Here is a 16,611-nt window from a genome sequence, read left to right on the forward strand (position 1 = left end):
GTAAAATCGCGCCCGTCTCAGGAGAACCCATGAAGCGCATCAACCTCACCCGCTACCTGATCGAAGAGCAGCGCGAGCACAACACCATCCCGGCCGAGTTGCGTCTGCTGCTCGAAGTCGTGGCCCGCGCCTGCAAGGCGATCTCGCACAGCGTCAACAAGGGGGCCCTTGCCGGCGTGCTCGGCTCGGCCGGCACCGGCAACGTGCAAGGCGAAACCCAGCAGAAGCTGGATGTGATCGCCAACGAAGTCCTGCTCGAAGCCAACGAGTACGGCGGCAACCTGGCCGCCATGGCCTCGGAAGAGATGGAATCGTTCTATGAGATTCCGCATCGCTATCCGAAGGGCGAATACCTGCTGCTGTTCGATCCGCTCGACGGCTCGTCCAACATCGACGTGAATGTGTCGATCGGCACCATCTTCTCGGTGCTGCACATGCCCAAGGCCGGCGAAGCCGTGACGGAAGCCGATTTCATGCAGCCCGGCTCCAAGCAGGTCGCCGCCGGCTATGCCGTGTACGGCCCGCAGACCACGCTGGTGCTGACCGTCGGCAACGGCGTGCACATGTTCACGCTCGACCGTGAAGTCGGCAGCTTCGTGCTGACCCACCGCGACGTGAAGATTCCGGTCGACACGAAGGAATTCGCCATCAACATGTCGAACATGCGCCACTGGGCCCCGCCCGTGCGCCGCTACATCGACGAATGCCTGGCCGGCACCGAAGGCCCGCGCGGCAAGGATTTCAACATGCGCTGGATCGCCTCGATGGTGGCCGACGTGCATCGCATCCTCACGCGCGGCGGCATCTTCATGTACCCCTGGGACAAGCGCGAGCCGGGCAAGGCCGGCAAGCTGCGCCTGATGTACGAAGCCAATCCGATGGCCTTCCTGGTGGAACAGGCCGGCGGCGCGGCTACCAACGGCGAACAACGCATTCTGGATATCCAGCCCGAAAAGCTGCACCAGCGCGTGGCGGTGGTCCTGGGATCGAAAAACGAGGTGGATCGTGTCACGCAATATCACCTCGAGGCCAAGCAAACGCCGTAACAACGTCATATAAGGCCGTTGTTCCAGCGGGCCTTGCAGAGCGACAAAAAGTTCTGTTAGAATCGTTGTTTCCGACGCCGCTGTAGCTCAGTCGGTAGAGCAGCGCATTCGTAATGCGAAGGTCACCAGTTCGATTCCGGTCAGCGGCACCAGAATAAAAAAAGCCCAGTCTTCATCGACTGGGCTTTTTGCTTTGCGCCTCCGAAACAAAGCAAGCCAAATCAAGCCGCCGGAATGCGCAGCTTCTGCCCCGGATAGATCTTGTCCGGATTCGACAGCATCGGCTTGTTGGCTTCGAAGATGGCCGGGTACTTGTTCGCATCGCCGTAGAACTTCTTGGCGATGGCCGAAAGCGTATCGCCGCGCTCCACGGTGTGCCATTGCGATTCTTCCGACTCGGTGTTGACCGACATCTGGTCATCCACCGACTTGATCCCCTCGACGTTGCCGCAGCACAGGATGATTTTCTCGCGCGTGGCTTGATCCGGCGCTACGCCAAACACCTTGGCAGCATCGCCTTCCACCTGCACCGACAGCGCTGTGGCGCTCAGGCCCTGCTGCGCGATGTAGTCCTGGATGGCTTGGCCCTTTGCATCGTCGGCTGCCTTGGCGGCATCGGCATCCGCCGACGCATCGGCCGGCGCGGCTGCAGCGCTGCCGTGGAAGAGCTTCTCGCCAGCCTCTTTGATGAAGTCAAAAAAACCCATAACGACCTCCATAAGTACACAACGGGGAACGGGAACGCAGAGAGGCGGGCCACAGCGGAGCGCGCCTGTCGCGGCAGTGTAGCCGCTTGCCAACGGTGTCTCCATGACAGTCGCGCGCAATTGCAAACTTTGCGCCAAGACCAGGCGCCAATGCGGCGCTTCGCCCACTTTCAATGCTGCATTGCAACAAACTCGCTGGCACACTGTCCTACCAATACCGAAACCCCTTGCGACCTCTCGGAGAGCACGCGCACCATCGTCCTCATCCGAGCAACTTTGCCTCCGCCATGCACCGTAATTGGATGAAATCCATCACCCGCCTGGTCGACGCCTTGACCACACCGGGCTTTGGGCGCCCGTCATGGCCGCCTAAACCGGTTAAGCCGCTCAAGCCAACCACACGCGGCGAGAGCCTGCGCCGCGTACGCCCCACGCCCACCCAGGGCACCTTCGTCCGCGAACAGTTCATCTACGAACCCGAGTCGCCCGCCGTGGTGGCGCGCCGGCCGGAATACTGGCTCTACACACCGCCCACACGCGGCAGCAAGCCCCCGGCACTGATGGTGATGCTGCATGGCTGCAAACAATCGGCGGAAGTGCTGGCGCATGGCACGCGCATGAACGCACTGGCAGACCGCGAGGGCTTTATCGTGCTGTATCCGGAGCAGCCGCGCCGCGCGCATCCGCAATGCTGCTGGCACTGGTATGACCCGGAGCACGCTGGCGCGCGCGAGGCCGACGGCATTGCCCAACTGATCGAACAAACCCTGGCACAAACTGGCGCAGACCCCTCGCGCGTGTATCTGGCAGGGTTGTCGGCCGGCGCGGGATTGGCCGGCCTGATGGCATTGCGTCATCCGAAGTTGTTTGCCGCGTTGGCGCTACATTCGGGCCCGGCCTTGGGCGTGGCACGCTCGCCGGCGTCTGCATTGAACCTGATGCGCCGCGGGGCACGCGTCGACGCCGTCGATGCGCTCTCCAGCGTGGTAAACGTGGCCGCCTATCCCGGCATGCCAACGATGCTGTTGCACGGTCTGCGCGATGAGGCCGTCAACCCCACCAACCAAGCGCAGTTAGCCGCGCAGTTCCGCGCGCTGAATCATCTGGGCGATGGGCGCAACGTCTCACGCGAAACCACGCGCGGCGAAGGCTATGTCCTGCGCAACGACATACGCGACGGCGAATGCATCGTCAGCCTGTGCCAACTCACCGCCACGGGCCACGCCTGGAGCGGCGGCGACCCGCGCTACGCCTTCCACGCGCCGGGCCCGGACGCGACCTGGCTGTGGTGGCAATTCGCACGCCGGCACATTCGCGATACAGCGCTCGCGGCGTAAGCGGACGTTAGAGATCGATCGACTGCTGCACGGCGTTGCGCCCCAGCAATTGATCGATCAAGCCATAGCCGCGCGTGAGCCCGGCGTCTTCGGCGGCTTCACGCGTGGGCAGCGGGCGCTCGTCGTGCGAATGGGCGACGAGCGTTTCGACGGCCGTCGGGTCCGCGCCGGACTCGCAGATGCGCACGACAAAATCCCACTGCGTGGGTCCCTGCCCGCTCTTGTCCGATTTGCGCTCAGCACGCGGAATGGCCAGTACGTAGACGTCAAAGTCTTTGTACAGTTCGGTGCGCCAATTCGATTCCATTGTCATGTGGCCTCCCGGAAGGCGCCGCGGCCTCGCTTTCAGGGGTTGCGGCGTCGACAGACTCGCTTGCAAAAAACAGACCGGTACATGACCGGCCTGTCGTTGCATCATCAGCATTCGCCCTTGCGTGCGTGGCCCGGGGGGCAGTGGTAGCGGTCGTCGCGGTCGCGGCGACCGTGATCCCAGTCGCGATCCCGATCACCGCCACGCCAGCGACCGTCGTCGCCGCGGTCCCAGCCACCGTCATGCATCTGCCAGCCGTGCGGACCCTGCTCCCAACGCGGCTCGCGCCAGTGATAACCCGGGCGGCCGTGTTCACCATAGCCGCGACGCCAGACATAGCGGCCATCGCGCCATTGCCAATAACCCGGCACCCATACGTAGCCCGGCTGCAAGACCGGCACCGGCTCATACTGGGGCGGTGGCGGCGCGTAGCTCGGACCGATCTGCACACCGATCGACACCTGCGCCTGCGCCGGCAAGGCGATCGAACCTGCCACACCGGCAGCGGCCAGGCATGCGGCGAGAATCCACGCGTTCTTCTTCATGTGGGGACCTCCTTTCCAAAGCAATCAAGCTTGGGGGCATCGTAGCATCGCGTTTCGCCTCCGCCTCTAGGGTGTTACGCGGCGTTACCTCCGTTACCGGGGATCGGAAATGTGTTCACGTTTGCGTGACGTTGTGGCCGGTCCTCGCCGAGCCACGCGCAAAAAGCCTGCACCACTTCGTCACCGAGATTGCGCGCAGGGCTGTACCAGTAGTAGCTGCGCGCGCCCAGCGCGAGATTGGGGAACGGTGCCACAAGACGCCCCTCCTCGAGATCATCCGTGATAAGCGCCGATGGCCCCATCGCGACACCCAAACCATCGATGGCGGCTTGAATGGACAGATAGAAATGCTCGAACGTGAGCGCATGCGCAGGCCGCAGGTTTGGTACGCCGGCCAGCACCAGCCAGCTTGGCCACACGGAGGGCAGCGTGTCCGAATGCAGCAGCGTGTGATGCCGCAACTCCGACGGCGTCGACAACGGCAAGCGCTCCAGCAACACAGGGCTGCACACCGGAAAGCGGCTCTCGTCCAGAAAGCGTCCCGATCGAAACCCCGCATGAATCTCCGGCCCGCCACGAATGATCACGTCGAAATGGTCGGGCAAGTCCTCGATCTCTTCGATGGAGGTGGTCAACCGCACCTCCACGCGCGGAAAGCGCATCTGGAACGTGGAGAGCCGCGGAATCAGCCAGCGCATGGTGAACGTCGGGATGCTGTTCACGCGGAGGATGCGCGCCGCGTCGCGGTCGCGCAGCGCCTGGCTGGACGTGCTGATGCGGTCAAGTGCTACGCCAATCTCCGACAGGTAGCGCTGACCCGCATCAGTCAGTTCCACCCGCCGATTCAGCCTGCGAAAGAGCGACACGCCGAGCCACGCCTCGAGTGCCTGAACCTGGCGGCTGATCGCGCCATGCGTGACGTTCAGCTCGTCGCCCGCACGCGTGAAACTCAGATGGCGCGCCGCCGATTCAAAGGCGCGCAAGGCATTCAGAGGAGGCAGCTTGCGCATATCGCGTGATTTTTTCGCACAGATCAGGTCAGTATATATCGATTGTTGATCACACTTCCTGGGACTACGCTGGCGCCTTCTGGCTCTCGCCGACACTACATCGGGTGAGAAAAATCGACCCGATCCTCACTTCGCGCACCACGTCATCGTGACCCCCGCCGTTATCGCCCTGGTTCTCTGCGCCGCCCTGCTCCACGCCTCATGGAATGCATTGCTGAAAAGCGGCTCGGACCGCCTGCGCGCCATCACGCTGATGACACTGGCTTCAGGCGTGGCAGCACTACCGATGGCGATTGCATTGCCATTGCCCGCACCGGCCGCGTGGCCGTATGTGGCGCTATCCGCGGTGCTGCACGTCGGCTACAACGTGTTCCTCGCGCGCGCGTATCGGTTTGGCGAGTTCGGGCAGGTGTACCCGATCGCGCGCGGGTCATCGCCGCTGCTGGTAACGGTGGGCGCCTCGCTCTTCGCGGGCGAAATGCCGGGCGTGATTACGCTCGCGGGCGTGGTGCTGGTGAGCGGCGGCATTCTCAGTCTGGCGCGCGGCCGCAAGGCCGACCTTGGCTCGACGCTGGCGGCGCTCACCACGGGCGTATTCATCGCGTGCTACACGGTGTGCGACGGCATCGGCGCAAGGGCAGCCGGCAATGCGAATGCGTACTCGGCATGGTTGTTCATGCTCGACGGACTGCCGATGGTGCTGCTCTATCGCGTGTGGAAAGGCCCGTTGAACATCGACCTGCGCGACGCCAACACGCTCAAGACGTTTGGTGGCGGCGTAGTCTCGCTCATCGCCTACGGCATCGTCATCTGGGCTGTGACACTCGCGCCGATGGGGCCCGTGTCGGCCTTGCGCGAAACATCGGTGGTGTTTGCCGCGTTGCTCGGCCGGCTGTTCCTGAAGGAGTCGCTCACGGCGCGGCGCCTGTCGGCCTGCTCTGTCATCGCCTTCGGTGCTTACTGCCTGGGGCACCCGGCCTGAGCACAACGCTCAGGCGGTGCGCGGCGGATATTTGACTTCGAGGATGTCGATCTGCTCGACACCTGTGGGCGTGCGCAGCGGCACCGTATCGCCCACGCGCGCCTTGATGAGCGCACGCGCAATCGGCGAGATCCAGCTCACGTGCCCGATGTCCAGATCCACCTCGTCCATGCCGACGATGGTGATCGTCTTCTCTTCACCACGCTGGTTGGCGTAGGTAACCGTCGCGCCAAAGAAGATCTGATCGTTGTCGCCCTGCAAGCTGGCGTCGACAACCTCGGCCTTCTCGATACGGCGCGTGAGAAAGCGGATGCGACGATCGATCTCACGCAGGCGCTTCTTGCCGTAAAGGTAGTCGCCGTTTTCGGAGCGATCACCATTGGATGCCGCCCACGACACGATGCCAACCACTTCGGGCCGCTCGGTGTCGATCAGGTGCATCAGCTCGGTGCGCAGGCGCTCGTAGCCCGCCGGCGTGATGTAGTTCTTGGAACCCGGCGGCAAGGGCGCAGCGCCCTCGGGCAGATCGTCTTCATCGTCGCCGGAATCTTCCCGGACGAAAGCCTTGTTCATGATGGAAGAAGCCACGGTGGATCAAGGCTCCATTATAGAAAGTTGGCCCCTCTCGAAGAAAAAGTGAAGAAGGGGGTTCACACGGCAAAAAATCTCTGTATAATCTCATTTCTCGGTTGCGGCTGTAGCTCAGTTGGATAGAGTACTTGGCTACGAACCAAGGGGTCGTGGGTTCGAATCCTGCCAGCCGCGCCAACCTAATACGAGAATGAAAGGGGCTTCCAAAAATGGAAGCCCCTTTCATTTGTCCGCGCCGGTCGTGCCAAAGCGCTCTTGTGTGTGCTCTAGCAGGCCACAACCAAAAAAGGCGAAGCCATGTGGCCTCGCCTTTTTTTGTTTCCGCTCGGAGCGTCAATCTCCACCGCGATCTCGCGCAATACGAATCACATCCGGGTTGCGCCGCAGCGCGCGCATCACATCGGCCAAGTGCACGCGATCATGCACCTGGATCAGGAACGTCATGTACGTCGCTTCCTGATCGCCCTCTTGCTCCATCGACACGTGCGCCACGTTGGCGTCAGCCGACGTCAGGTCGGCGGCGACACGCGCCAGAATGCCCTTCGTATTGCGCACCAGCACCTTGATCGACACATCGAACGCGCGTGTCGTGTGCTCCGCCCACATGACGTCAATCCAATGCTCGGGATCCTTGCCATGCAGACGTTTGGCCACGCGGCATTCCTGCACGTGGATCTGCAAGCCTTCGCCCTTGCCGATATAGCCGACGATCGGGTCACCGGGAATCGGGCGGCAGCACGAAGAGAACACCATTGCCATGCCTTCGTCGCCACTCACGGTGACGGCAGGGGCCTCGTCGCCAGCGAAGGTATGCACGGCCGCCATCAAGGCTTCATCGCCGTCGTGACCGCCTTCTTGCAGAAGAATTTCGAGACGGCGCGCAACCACGGCGGCCACCCGGCGGCCGAGCGCGAGATCCGCAAAAACGTCTTCACGCGCCTTGTTGCCCGTCCACTGCACGACGCGCTCCCATACCTGGGCGGACACGGCCTTCATGTCGATGCCGATCTGACGCAGCGCCTGTTCGAGCAAACGCTCGCCCAGTTGAATCGCCTCATCCAGCTTGGCCGTCTTGAGGAAATGCCGGATCGCCGCGCGCGCCTTGCCTGTGCGCACGAACGTGAGCCATGCGGGGTTCGGCTTTGAATACGGCGCCGTCACCACCTCGACGATGTCGCCGTTTTTCAGCTCCGTACGCAACGGCAGCAGTTCGTTGTTGATCTTGACCGCCACACACTGGTTGCCCAGATCGCTGTGCACAGCGTAGGCGAAGTCCAGCGCCGTAGCACCGCGCGGCAGCGCGCGGATCTCGCCCTTGGGCGTGAACACGTAGACCGCATCCGGGAACAGGTCGATCTTGACGTGCTCCAGAAACTCCTGCGAATCCCCCGTCTGGCTTTGGATGTCGAGCAGCGACTGCAGCCACTGATGCGCTTGCTGCTGCGCGCGATCGGGCTCGTCGTGGTGCTGCTTGTACATCCAGTGTGCGGCCACGCCGGCTTCCGCAATCTGGTTCATCTCACGCGTCCGGATCTGGAACTCGACCGGTGTGCCGAACGGGCCCACCAGCGTCGTGTGCAGCGACTGATAACCGTTGATCTTGGGGATGGCAATGTAGTCTTTGAACTTGCCGGGCATCGGCTTGTACAGGCTGTGCAGCGCACCCATCGTCATGTAGCACTGCATCTGCGTGTCGACCACCACGCGAAAACCATACACATCCAGCACCTGCGAGAACGACAACTGCTTGTCGTGCATCTTGCGGTAAATGCTGTACAGGGTTTTTTCGCGCCCGGTCATTTCGGCCGGGATGCCCGCGTCGGTCAGCGCGCGCTGGGCCGTTTCCAGAATGCGGCTCACGACCTCGCGCCGATTGCCGCGCGCCGCCTTCACCGCCTTCTCGAGCGTGGCATACCGGAACGGCGAGCCGATACGGAAGCTCAGTTCCTGCAGCTCCCGGTATGTCGTATTCAGGCCGAGGCGGTGCGCGATCGGCGCGTAAATCTCCATCGTCTCGCCGGCAATGCGGCGGCGCTTCTCCGGCGGCACGTGGTCGAGCGTGCGCATGTTGTGCGTACGATCGGCGAGCTTGACGAGAATCACGCGCACATCGCGCGCCATCGCGAGCAGCATCTTGCGGAAGCTCTCGGCTTGCGCCTGTTCGCGGCTCTGGAATTCAAGCTTGTCCAACTTGGTCAGGCCGTCGACCAGCTCTGCGACTTTGGGGCCGAACTTCTCGGCAAGCTCGCTCTTGGTCACGCCCTGGTCTTCGATCACGTCGTGCAGCAGCGCCGCCATGATCGATTGCACATCCAGCTTCCAGCCCGCGCAGATCTCTGCCACGGCCACGGGATGCGTGATGTACGGCTCGCCGCTTTGGCGGTACTGCCCGAGGTGCGCCTCATCGGAAAAGTGGAAGGCTTCCTTCACCAGCTTGAGATCCGCCGGCTTCAGATACGACAGCTTTTCGGTCAGCCCCGAAATGGAGACGACCTGTTGGCGAGGCGGTGCCGCCGGCTGCGAGGTCGGGCCGAAAAGATGCCGATAGGTCTGCTCGAGCACCGCATCAATGAAGAGCGTGTCGGCGCCCTCCGGCTTGGCTGTCGAGCCAGCGGCGTCGGCGCTTGCGCCCTTATGCGATTTGGGCGGCAGGGCTGCCCGCTCCCCTACCAGGTCGGCGCCACGCGGATCAGGCAAGTTCGGCGCACCCGTACGAGGCGACGCGGGGCCGGAGCCGGAAGCGGATGACGGCATGGAAACGATGGAAGCGGTGGAAGACCCGGAAGGGACCGTGGAAGCGCCCGGCTCAGGACCGGACGACCTCGCGGACGATTCCACCGACGGCACGTTGTGTTCGTGCGTGGCGGAATGTTGGGTCCTGGGCGAAGAAGAAACAGGCGAGGTAGGCATGCCGGAGGTCTAGTGCGTTCGCGGCTTTCACATCCACGAAAGATCGCAAGAACGATCAGTGACCGAGGCAGCGTACCACGCCAGGTAATGCCAGGTAACGCGTGTCAGCTCAGGACGGAACCTTCTTGAGCATCTCGATGCCAACCTGGCCCGATGCGATTTCGCGCAATGCGGTCACGGTTGGCTTGTCCTTGGCATCGACCTTGGGCGTGTGGCCCTGCACCAACTGACGGGCGCGGTACGTTGCGGCCAATGCCAGTTCGAAGCGATTCGGAATCTGTTTCAAGCAATCTTCGACGGTAATACGCGCCATGAAAACTCCACCTGGTGGCAAATCTAGTTGATCTCGATATTTTAGCAGCAGCGCAGCACTCCCTTCGGACAGCTCTTGGGCGCAGGCGCTACCACACTTTCGCAATCGCGCTGGAAAACGTGATTGCGCTGCGTGCTCAGTGAATGCCCAGCTCGACGAACAACTCGCCGTGGCGCGCCTTCTGGGCACCGAAGCGCAGGCGCGTGGCCTGCACCACGGTGCGCAGTTCGGCCAATGCGGTATCGAACACTTCGTTGATGATCACGTAGTCGGCCTCGGGCGCGTGCGCCATCTCGGAGCCCGCCGCCAGCAGGCGGCGCACGATCACATTCGGCTCGTCCTGACCGCGCTTCTTCAGACGTTCTTCCAGCGCAGGGAGCGACGGCGGCAGGATGAAGATTTCGACGGCATTGGAAAAACGCTGATGCACCTGTTGAGCGCCCTGCCAGTCGATCTCGAGCAGCACGTCGGTGCCGGCGCGCATCTGTTCTTCGATCCACACGCGCGAAGTGGCGTAGTAGTTGCCGTGTACCTCGGCCCATTCGAGAAACTCGCCGCGATCACGACAAGCCTTGAACTCCTCGACGGTCATGAAGTTGTACTCGCGGCCGTGCTGCTCGCCCGGACGCGGCTTGCGCGTCGTAGCTGAGACCGACAGGCGAATCGACGAATCCTGCGCCAGCAGCGCATTCACCAGCGTCGACTTGCCGGCGCCGGACGGTGCCACGACCATGAACAGGCTGCCGGGAAAATGATTCTCGATGGGCGTATCAACGGCAGAGTGCGCTTGAGAGGATGGCATGTTCTGGTTCTATCGTTTCAAGTTATTCGAGGTTCTGGACCTGCTCGCGCATCTGCTCGATGAGCAGCTTGAGTTCCATCGATGCATCGGCCAGTTCCTTGGCGGCGGCCTTCGAGCCGAGCGTATTCGCCTCGCGGTTCAACTCCTGCATCATGAAATCGAGGCGCTTGCCGATCTGGCCGCCCTTCTCCAGGATGTGGCGCGTCTCGCGCAGGTGCGCCTGGAGGCGCGAAAGTTCTTCGGCGATGTCGATGCGGATGCCGTAGACGGTAGCTTCCTGGCGGATGCGCTCCGACAGCTCGTCGCGCGTCAGTGCCGGCGTGCCTTCGGGCGCGGCCAGGCCAAACGCCTCGCGCAGGCGTTCGGTCAGCTTGTCCTGATGCTGCTGGATCAGGACCGGCACCATCGGCGTGAGCTTGTCGACGATGGCGAGCATTGCGTCAGCACGGTCGAGCAGCACGGCCTTGAGCGCATCGCCTTCGCGACGGCGCGATTCCAGAAGTTGCTTGAGCGCCTCTTTGGCGGCCTCGATCACGGCGTCGCGCAACGCGTCCTGTGTCAGTTGGGGCTCGGCCAGCACGCCGGGCCAGCGTAGGATTTCACCCATGCGCAGCGAACCCGATGCCGGCAGGTGGGGCGTGACCGCCTGCTCAAGCTTGGCCAGTTGTTGCAGCAGTTCCACATTGAGCGCTGCGACATCGCTGGCGGCTTCCTGGCGCTGCAGGTTGATCCGGCACTCCAGCTTGCCGCGCGACAGTGCGCCCATCAGCATTTCGCGCAGGGCCGGCTCGAAGGCACGGCACTCTTCCGGCGCGCGGAACAGCAGATCGAGGAAGCGCGAGTTCACGGTGCGGAACTCGACCGAGACGGTGGCGACGCTCCCGCTGGGTGCGCCATGGGCATCGGTAAAGGCTGCCTGGCGTGTGGCAACGCCGTAGCCGGTCATGCTGTGGATCATGGAATCGTGGTGTGTTGTTCTTGATCGAGTCGGAAAATCCGGCGGCGGTTATTTAACGCCCGGAATTGGCGGGGAATCCCCCACCTTTTGTCGCTTTACAACGTGTGGACTGGTCAGGGAGAATCCGACAGCCATTTCGCCACACAAACCCATGACAGAGTCAAAAGGCTCAGGACAGCCACGCAGTGCACCGTTGCCGGTCGGCACCTTGCTGTCCAATTATCGTATTGTAAAGAAGTTGGCCAGCGGGGGGTTCAGCTTCGTCTATCTCGCCACCGACGAACATGGGACGCCGGTGGCTGTGAAGGAATACCTGCCGTCTTCGCTGGCCCGTCGCGCGCCCGGCGAATTGATTCCTGTCGTGCCCGAAGAAAGCGCGAGTGCGTTCCGCCTGGGGCTCAAGTACTTTTTTGAAGAAGGCCGGTCACTGGCCAAGATTTCCCACCCTGCCATCGTGCGCGTGCTCAATTTCTTTCGGGAAAACGGCACCGTCTATATGGTGATGACGTATGAGCAGGGTAAAACGCTGCAGGAACACATCCTCACCGCGCGCCAGCAAGGCAAGCTGAAGATGCTGCGCGAGCGCTTCATCCGCCAGGTCTTCCATGACCTGATGAGCGGGCTGCGCGAAGTCCACATCCACAAGCTGCTGCACCTCGATATCAAGCCCGGCAATATCTACCTGCGCGAAGATTTTTCGCCGATCCTGCTCGATTTCGGCGCTGCACGGCAGACGCTCACCGCCGAAGCCTCGCGCTTCCAGCCGATGTACACGCCGGGCTTTGCCGCACCGGAGCTGTACCGCAAGCACAACGAGCTGGGCCCGTGGACGGACATCTATAGCATCGGCGCCACCATCTATGCCTGCATGGCCGGCACGCCGCCCCAGGAAGCCACGCAGCGCGAGAAAGACGACAAGCTGGAAGAAGGCCTGGAGCGCCTGCGCAAGGTCTACACAGCCAGCCTGATCGATCTGGTTGGCTGGTGCCTGAAGATGAAGCCTGAAGAGCGCCCGCAGAGCGTGTTCCGCCTGCAAAAGGTGCTGCGTGAAGAAAGCAACGCGCTGACCGAGTTGCAAGCGTTGACCGCCATCACACAGGGTGGCCCGGTGCCGGAAGAAAAAGAGGCGTTGACAACGCGTTTCATGAGCCGGCTGTTGCGCCGCCGGGACAGTTGACCGCCAAGCCGCCACCCATAGGCGGAGTATGATTCCAAAAGGTGCAACACTCGGCGGGACTAGCCGCTGCACCGCATCCCCTCACCGAATACTCATCTAGCCGCAATGCGATTCTCGGTTTATCAGGAAAGCAAGAAAGGCGCGCGACGCGTCAACCAGGACCGCATGGGCTACTGCTTCACGCGCGACGCCATGTTGATGGTGCTCTGCGACGGCCTGGGCGGGCATTCGCTGGGCGAAGTTGCTGCCCAGCAGGCGCTGCAGACCATGGCGCGCCAGTTCCAGCGCCACGCACGTCCGTCGATCCGCAATCCGCGTGATTTCCTGCACGAGAGCATCATGCTCGCGCACCGCGACATCCACCGCTATGCCGAGACGAACGGCCTGCCGGATGCGCCGCGCACGACAATCGTCTGCGCGCTCGCCCAGCGCGGCTCGCTGCACTGGGCGCACGCCGGCGATTCGCGCATGTATTTGATGCGCAAAGGTGAACTGGTGACGCGCACGCGCGATCACTCCAAGATCGAGAACCTGCTGCAACAAGACCGTGTACTGCCGATGCAGGTCGCGAACCACCCCGAGCGCAACAAGATCTACAACTGCCTGGGCTCGCCCAATCTGCCGCTGATCGACATCGGCGGGCCGGTGAACCTTGAGCCAGGCGACGTCGCCATGCTGTGCTCCGACGGACTGTGGGGCAGCGTGCAGGAAGACGAACTGATCGACACCTGCACAAGCTTCTCGGTCACGCAGGCGATTCCTGAGCTGATTGCCCGCGCATTGCGCAATGCCGGCGACTCGGCAGACAACACCACCGCCATCTCCATGATGTGGGAGCTGGACGCTGTGACCACTACGCAGGATTCGGTGCAGACTGACACCCTCCCGCTAAACGCCTTCACCACGTCCATCCTGGACGCGCCGCAAAGCGAATCGGGGCTGATGTCGGAAGAGGAAATCGAGCGCTCCATCGCTGAAATCCGCGCCGCCATCGACAAGACCAGCAATCTGACGCGCTAAGCGCCACAGCGCAGACCCCCTCCTCCGGCCCGCCCTGCCAAGCGCAGCGCGGGCCGGTATCATGTTGGGCTATCCGTTTCTTAAGCGAGACCCCACATGCGACCCAGCGGCCGCCAGCCCGACCAACTCCGCCCTGTCACCCTCACCCGCAAGTTCACGCGCCATGCCGAAGGCTCGGTGCTGGTGTGCTTTGGCGACACGCAAGTGCTCTGCACGGCCAGCGTGCTGCCCAAGGTGCCGCCGCACAAGAAGGGCAGCGGCGAGGGCTGGGTGACAGCCGAATACGGCATGCTGCCGCGCTCGACGCACACGCGCTCCGACCGCGAGGCCGCACGCGGCAAGCAGAGCGGCCGCACGCAGGAAATCCAGCGCCTGATCGGCCGCGCGATGCGTACAGTGTTCGATCTGCGCGCGCTGGGCGAGCACACGCTGCATCTCGACTGCGACGTGCTGCAGGCCGATGGCGGCACGCGCACGGCCAGCATTACCGGCGCGTTCGTCGCGGCATACGACGCTGTCTCGGTCATGCGCGAAAAGGGCCAGTTGGTGGGCGACCCGGTCCGCGACTTCGTGGCAGCCGTATCGGTCGGGGTGGTCGACGGCGTACCGGTGCTCGATCTGGACTACCCCGAAGACTCCGCCTGCGATACCGACATGAACGTCGTCATGACCGGCAGTGGCGGCTTTGTGGAAGTGCAAGGCACCGCGGAAGGCACGCCGTTCTCGCGTGCCGAAATGGATGCAATGCTGGGCTTGGCCGATCAAGGCATCCGCACGCTGATCAGCCTGCAGAAGCAGGCGCTGGGCCTGTGATCGACACGGCCATGCGCAAGATCGTTCTCGCATCAAACAACGCCGGCAAGCTGGCCGAGTTCAACACGCTGCTGGGCACCCTCGGGTTCGACGTGACGCCGCAAGGCGCGCTCGGCATTCCCGAGGCGGAAGAGCCCTATGCGACGTTCGTTGAAAACGCGCTCACCAAGGCGCGCCACGCGAGCCGTGCGTCGGGCCTGCCTGCGTTGGCAGACGACTCCGGCATCTGCGTGCATGCGTTGGGCGGCGCGCCGGGCGTGTATTCCGCGCGCTATGCGCAACTGGTGGGCGAGCCCAAATCGGACGCCGCCAACAACGCCCGCCTCGTCCGCGAACTGGTCGGCAAAGCGGATCGCGGAGCACACTATGTTTGCGTGCTTGTCTACGTGCGCCATGCCGATGACCCGCAGCCGATCATTGCCGAAGGCAACTGGTTTGGCGAGGTGATCGACACACCGCGCGGCGACGGCGGCTTCGGCTACGACCCACACTTCCTGCTGCCCAATCTCGGCAAGACCGCCGCCGAACTGACCAAGGCCGAGAAGAACAGCGTGAGCCATCGTGCACAAGCCCTCGCGCAGCTCGTCGAACGGCTGCGCACCTTTGAAAACGCCTGACGTTCCGATGATCCCGATTTACCCCGCCGGCGCAGCCAAGACGCCTGCCGCGACTGCCGCTGAGACCGGTGACAAGGTCACCTCCGTCTTCCTGCAGCCGGGCAAGATCAACTTGCCCGCTTCGCCGCCGCTGTCCTTGTACGTGCACGTGCCGTGGTGCGTACGCAAGTGTCCGTACTGCGATTTCAACTCGCATGCGGAGCCGGAACAGGGCATCCCGGAAGAGCGCTTTCTGGCTGCCGTGCGGCAAGACCTGGAAGCCGCGCTGCCGATGGTGTGGGGCCGGCATGTGCACACGATCTTCATCGGGGGCGGTACGCCGAGCTTGTTGTCGGCGCAAGGGCTGGACCGCTTGCTGTCGGACATCCGCATGCTGCTGCCAGTTGACGCCGACGCCGAGATCACGATGGAGGCCAACCCGGGCACGTTCGAGGCAGAACGCTTCCGTAGCTACCGCGCCAGCGGCGTGAACCGCCTGTCGATCGGCATCCAGAGCTTCAACGACGCATACCTGCAGGCGCTAGGCCGCATCCACAGCGCCGCTGAAGCGCGCGCCGCCATCGACATGGCCCGCGCGCATTTCGACAACATCAACCTCGACCTGATGTTCGCGCTGCCGGGCCAGACACTTGCCGAGTGCGAGGCCGATGTTGAGGCCGCGTTGTCGTTCGATACGAATCACGTGTCGCTGTACCACCTGACGCTGGAGCCGAACACCTACTTCGCCAAGTACCCGCCCGCGCTGCCGGATGACGACGCGGCGTTTGCAATGCAGGACTGGATTCACGCGCGGTTGGCAGCGGCAGGCTACGAGCACTACGAGGTGTCGGCATACGCCAAGGCCGGCAAGCGCTGCAAGCACAACCTGAACTACTGGCAATTCGGCGATTACCTCGGCATTGGCCCGGGCGCACACGGCAAGCTCAGTTTTCCGCACCGGGTCATCCGCGAGATGCGGCACAAGCATCCGGACACGTATCTGCGCCAGGCCGAGACTGCGGGCGGTGCGGCCGTCATGCAGGAGCAGCGCGAAGTCGACGCTGCCGACCTGCCGTTCGAGTTCATGCTCAATGCGCTGCGACTGACGGACGGTTTTCCCGTCACGCTGTTCCAGGAACGCACGGGCCTGCCGCTGCGCTCCATTGAGCGACAACTCGACGCCGCCGAGCAGCGCGGCCTGCTGACGCGCGACCATGTCGCCATCCGCCCGACCGAACTGGGACAGCGATTCCTCAACGATTTGCAGGAATTGTTCTTGGCCGACGACGAAAACTGACGGTACCCGGTGCCAAGTTGCGCCAGGTACCGTTACAATGGCGCCCTTGCTCGCAACGAGCAGCGCAGTACGAAGGAAGCGTGGCCGAGTGGTTTAAGGCAGCAGTCTTGAAAACTGCCGATGGGGTGACCCATCCGTGAGTTCGAATCTCACCGCTTCCGCCAGCCCCTGGTTCCAAGGCGCTCCAGATTTCTCCC

General features: G+C 63.1%; 18 protein-coding genes and 3 tRNA genes. 12 read left to right on the forward strand and 9 right to left on the reverse strand.

Going from position 1 to position 16,611, the window contains the following annotated elements:
- The first annotated feature begins 29 nt into the window (after positions 1–29).
- Positions 30–1,046 carry a class 1 fructose-bisphosphatase gene (locus tag BEK68_RS09495; RefSeq protein ID WP_004630909.1) on the forward strand — a complete coding sequence of 339 codons (1,017 nt, stop codon included), beginning with the start codon at positions 30–32 and terminating at the stop codon, positions 1,044–1,046.
- A gap of 76 nt (positions 1,047–1,122) precedes the next feature.
- Positions 1,123–1,198 (forward strand) — tRNA-Thr (locus BEK68_RS09500).
- Between the two features lie 69 nt (positions 1,199–1,267).
- Here BEK68_RS09500 and lysM read toward each other — a convergent pair.
- Positions 1,268–1,753, reverse strand: a complete 486-nt coding sequence (lysM, locus tag BEK68_RS09505) for a peptidoglycan-binding protein LysM (protein WP_009241111.1) — start codon at positions 1,751–1,753, stop codon at positions 1,268–1,270.
- A gap of 302 nt (positions 1,754–2,055) precedes the next feature.
- Between lysM and BEK68_RS09510 the strand changes: the two genes are divergently transcribed.
- Positions 2,056–3,090: an extracellular catalytic domain type 1 short-chain-length polyhydroxyalkanoate depolymerase gene (locus tag BEK68_RS09510; protein ID WP_009277481.1), complete on the forward strand. Its 1,035-nt coding sequence runs from the start codon at positions 2,056–2,058 to the stop codon at positions 3,088–3,090.
- A gap of 7 nt (positions 3,091–3,097) precedes the next feature.
- Here BEK68_RS09510 and BEK68_RS09515 read toward each other — a convergent pair whose 3' ends face one another.
- From BEK68_RS09515 to gcvA, 3 genes are all read right to left on the reverse strand, one after another.
- Positions 3,098–3,403: a hypothetical protein gene (locus BEK68_RS09515; protein WP_009241113.1), complete on the reverse strand. Its 306-nt coding sequence runs from the start codon at positions 3,401–3,403 to the stop codon at positions 3,098–3,100.
- A gap of 104 nt (positions 3,404–3,507) precedes the next feature.
- Entirely contained in the window at positions 3,508–3,945 is a 438-nt protein-coding gene (locus BEK68_RS09520; protein WP_009241114.1) for a YXWGXW repeat-containing protein, read from the reverse strand.
- Positions 3,946–4,019: 74 nt separating this feature from the next.
- Positions 4,020–4,955, reverse strand: coding sequence for a transcriptional regulator GcvA (gcvA, locus tag BEK68_RS09525; RefSeq protein ID WP_009241115.1), 936 nt, complete (start codon positions 4,953–4,955; stop codon positions 4,020–4,022).
- A 148-nt stretch (positions 4,956–5,103) separates the two neighbouring features.
- Here gcvA and BEK68_RS09530 point away from each other — a divergent pair, with 148 nt between their 5' ends.
- Complete coding sequence (locus BEK68_RS09530; RefSeq protein WP_009241116.1) at positions 5,104–5,937, forward strand: DMT family transporter; 834 nt, start codon at positions 5,104–5,106, stop codon at positions 5,935–5,937.
- A 9-nt stretch (positions 5,938–5,946) separates the two neighbouring features.
- On the opposite strand, the gene greB is transcribed toward BEK68_RS09530, so the two are convergent.
- On the reverse strand, positions 5,947–6,510 hold the full coding sequence (greB, locus tag BEK68_RS09535) for a transcription elongation factor GreB (protein ID WP_004630922.1): 564 nt from the start codon (positions 6,508–6,510) through the stop codon (positions 5,947–5,949).
- 118 nt (positions 6,511–6,628) lie between these two features.
- Here greB and BEK68_RS09540 point away from each other — a divergent pair.
- Positions 6,629–6,705 (forward strand) — tRNA-Arg (locus BEK68_RS09540).
- Between the two features lie 156 nt (positions 6,706–6,861).
- On the opposite strand, the gene BEK68_RS09545 is transcribed toward BEK68_RS09540, so the two are convergent.
- Positions 6,862–9,282: a RelA/SpoT family protein gene (locus BEK68_RS09545; RefSeq protein WP_009241117.1), complete on the reverse strand. Its 2,421-nt coding sequence runs from the start codon at positions 9,280–9,282 to the stop codon at positions 6,862–6,864.
- Between BEK68_RS09545 and BEK68_RS25730 the strand changes: the two genes are divergently transcribed.
- Positions 9,281–9,451: a hypothetical protein gene (locus BEK68_RS25730; protein WP_009277478.1), complete on the forward strand. Its 171-nt coding sequence runs from the start codon at positions 9,281–9,283 to the stop codon at positions 9,449–9,451. The genes BEK68_RS09545 and BEK68_RS25730 overlap by 2 nt on opposite strands.
- Positions 9,452–9,547: 96 nt before the next feature.
- Here BEK68_RS25730 and rpoZ read toward each other — a convergent pair whose 3' ends face one another.
- The 3 genes from rpoZ to BEK68_RS09560 all read right to left on the reverse strand — a co-directional run bounded on the left by rpoZ (position 9,548) and on the right by BEK68_RS09560 (position 11,511).
- Positions 9,548–9,751 carry a DNA-directed RNA polymerase subunit omega gene (rpoZ, locus tag BEK68_RS09550; RefSeq protein ID WP_004630929.1) on the reverse strand — a complete coding sequence of 68 codons (204 nt, stop codon included), beginning with the start codon at positions 9,749–9,751 and terminating at the stop codon, positions 9,548–9,550.
- A gap of 136 nt (positions 9,752–9,887) precedes the next feature.
- On the reverse strand, positions 9,888–10,553 hold the full coding sequence (gmk, locus tag BEK68_RS09555) for a guanylate kinase (protein WP_004630931.1): 666 nt from the start codon (positions 10,551–10,553) through the stop codon (positions 9,888–9,890).
- A 22-nt stretch (positions 10,554–10,575) separates the two neighbouring features.
- Positions 10,576–11,511, reverse strand: a complete 936-nt coding sequence (locus tag BEK68_RS09560) for a YicC/YloC family endoribonuclease (RefSeq protein WP_004630934.1) — start codon at positions 11,509–11,511, stop codon at positions 10,576–10,578.
- Between the two features lie 151 nt (positions 11,512–11,662).
- On the opposite strand from BEK68_RS09560, the gene BEK68_RS09565 reads away from it, so the two are divergent.
- The 6 genes from BEK68_RS09565 (at position 11,663) to BEK68_RS09590 (ending at position 16,578) form a co-directional block, all read left to right on the forward strand.
- Positions 11,663–12,688 (forward strand): serine/threonine-protein kinase, encoded by a 1,026-nt coding sequence (locus BEK68_RS09565; RefSeq protein ID WP_004630936.1) that lies wholly within the window; start codon positions 11,663–11,665, stop codon positions 12,686–12,688.
- A 105-nt stretch (positions 12,689–12,793) separates the two neighbouring features.
- Positions 12,794–13,708, forward strand: a complete 915-nt coding sequence (locus BEK68_RS09570; protein WP_004630938.1) for a PP2C family protein-serine/threonine phosphatase — start codon at positions 12,794–12,796, stop codon at positions 13,706–13,708.
- Between the two features lie 96 nt (positions 13,709–13,804).
- A complete protein-coding gene (rph, locus tag BEK68_RS09575; protein WP_004630940.1) occupies positions 13,805–14,521 on the forward strand; it encodes a ribonuclease PH in 717 nt (238 codons plus the stop codon).
- Positions 14,522–14,532: 11 nt separating this feature from the next.
- Positions 14,533–15,138, forward strand: coding sequence for an RdgB/HAM1 family non-canonical purine NTP pyrophosphatase (gene rdgB, locus BEK68_RS09580; RefSeq protein WP_009241118.1), 606 nt, complete (start codon positions 14,533–14,535; stop codon positions 15,136–15,138).
- Between the two features lie 7 nt (positions 15,139–15,145).
- Entirely contained in the window at positions 15,146–16,414 is a 1,269-nt protein-coding gene (gene hemW, locus BEK68_RS09585) for a radical SAM family heme chaperone HemW (RefSeq protein WP_009241119.1), read from the forward strand.
- Between the two features lie 74 nt (positions 16,415–16,488).
- Positions 16,489–16,578 (forward strand) — tRNA-Ser (locus BEK68_RS09590).
- Positions 16,579–16,611 lie beyond the last annotated feature (33 nt).

This window comes from Ralstonia pickettii (assembly GCF_001699815.1).
In the GTDB taxonomy this organism is placed as follows: domain Bacteria; phylum Pseudomonadota; class Gammaproteobacteria; order Burkholderiales; family Burkholderiaceae; genus Ralstonia; species Ralstonia thomasii.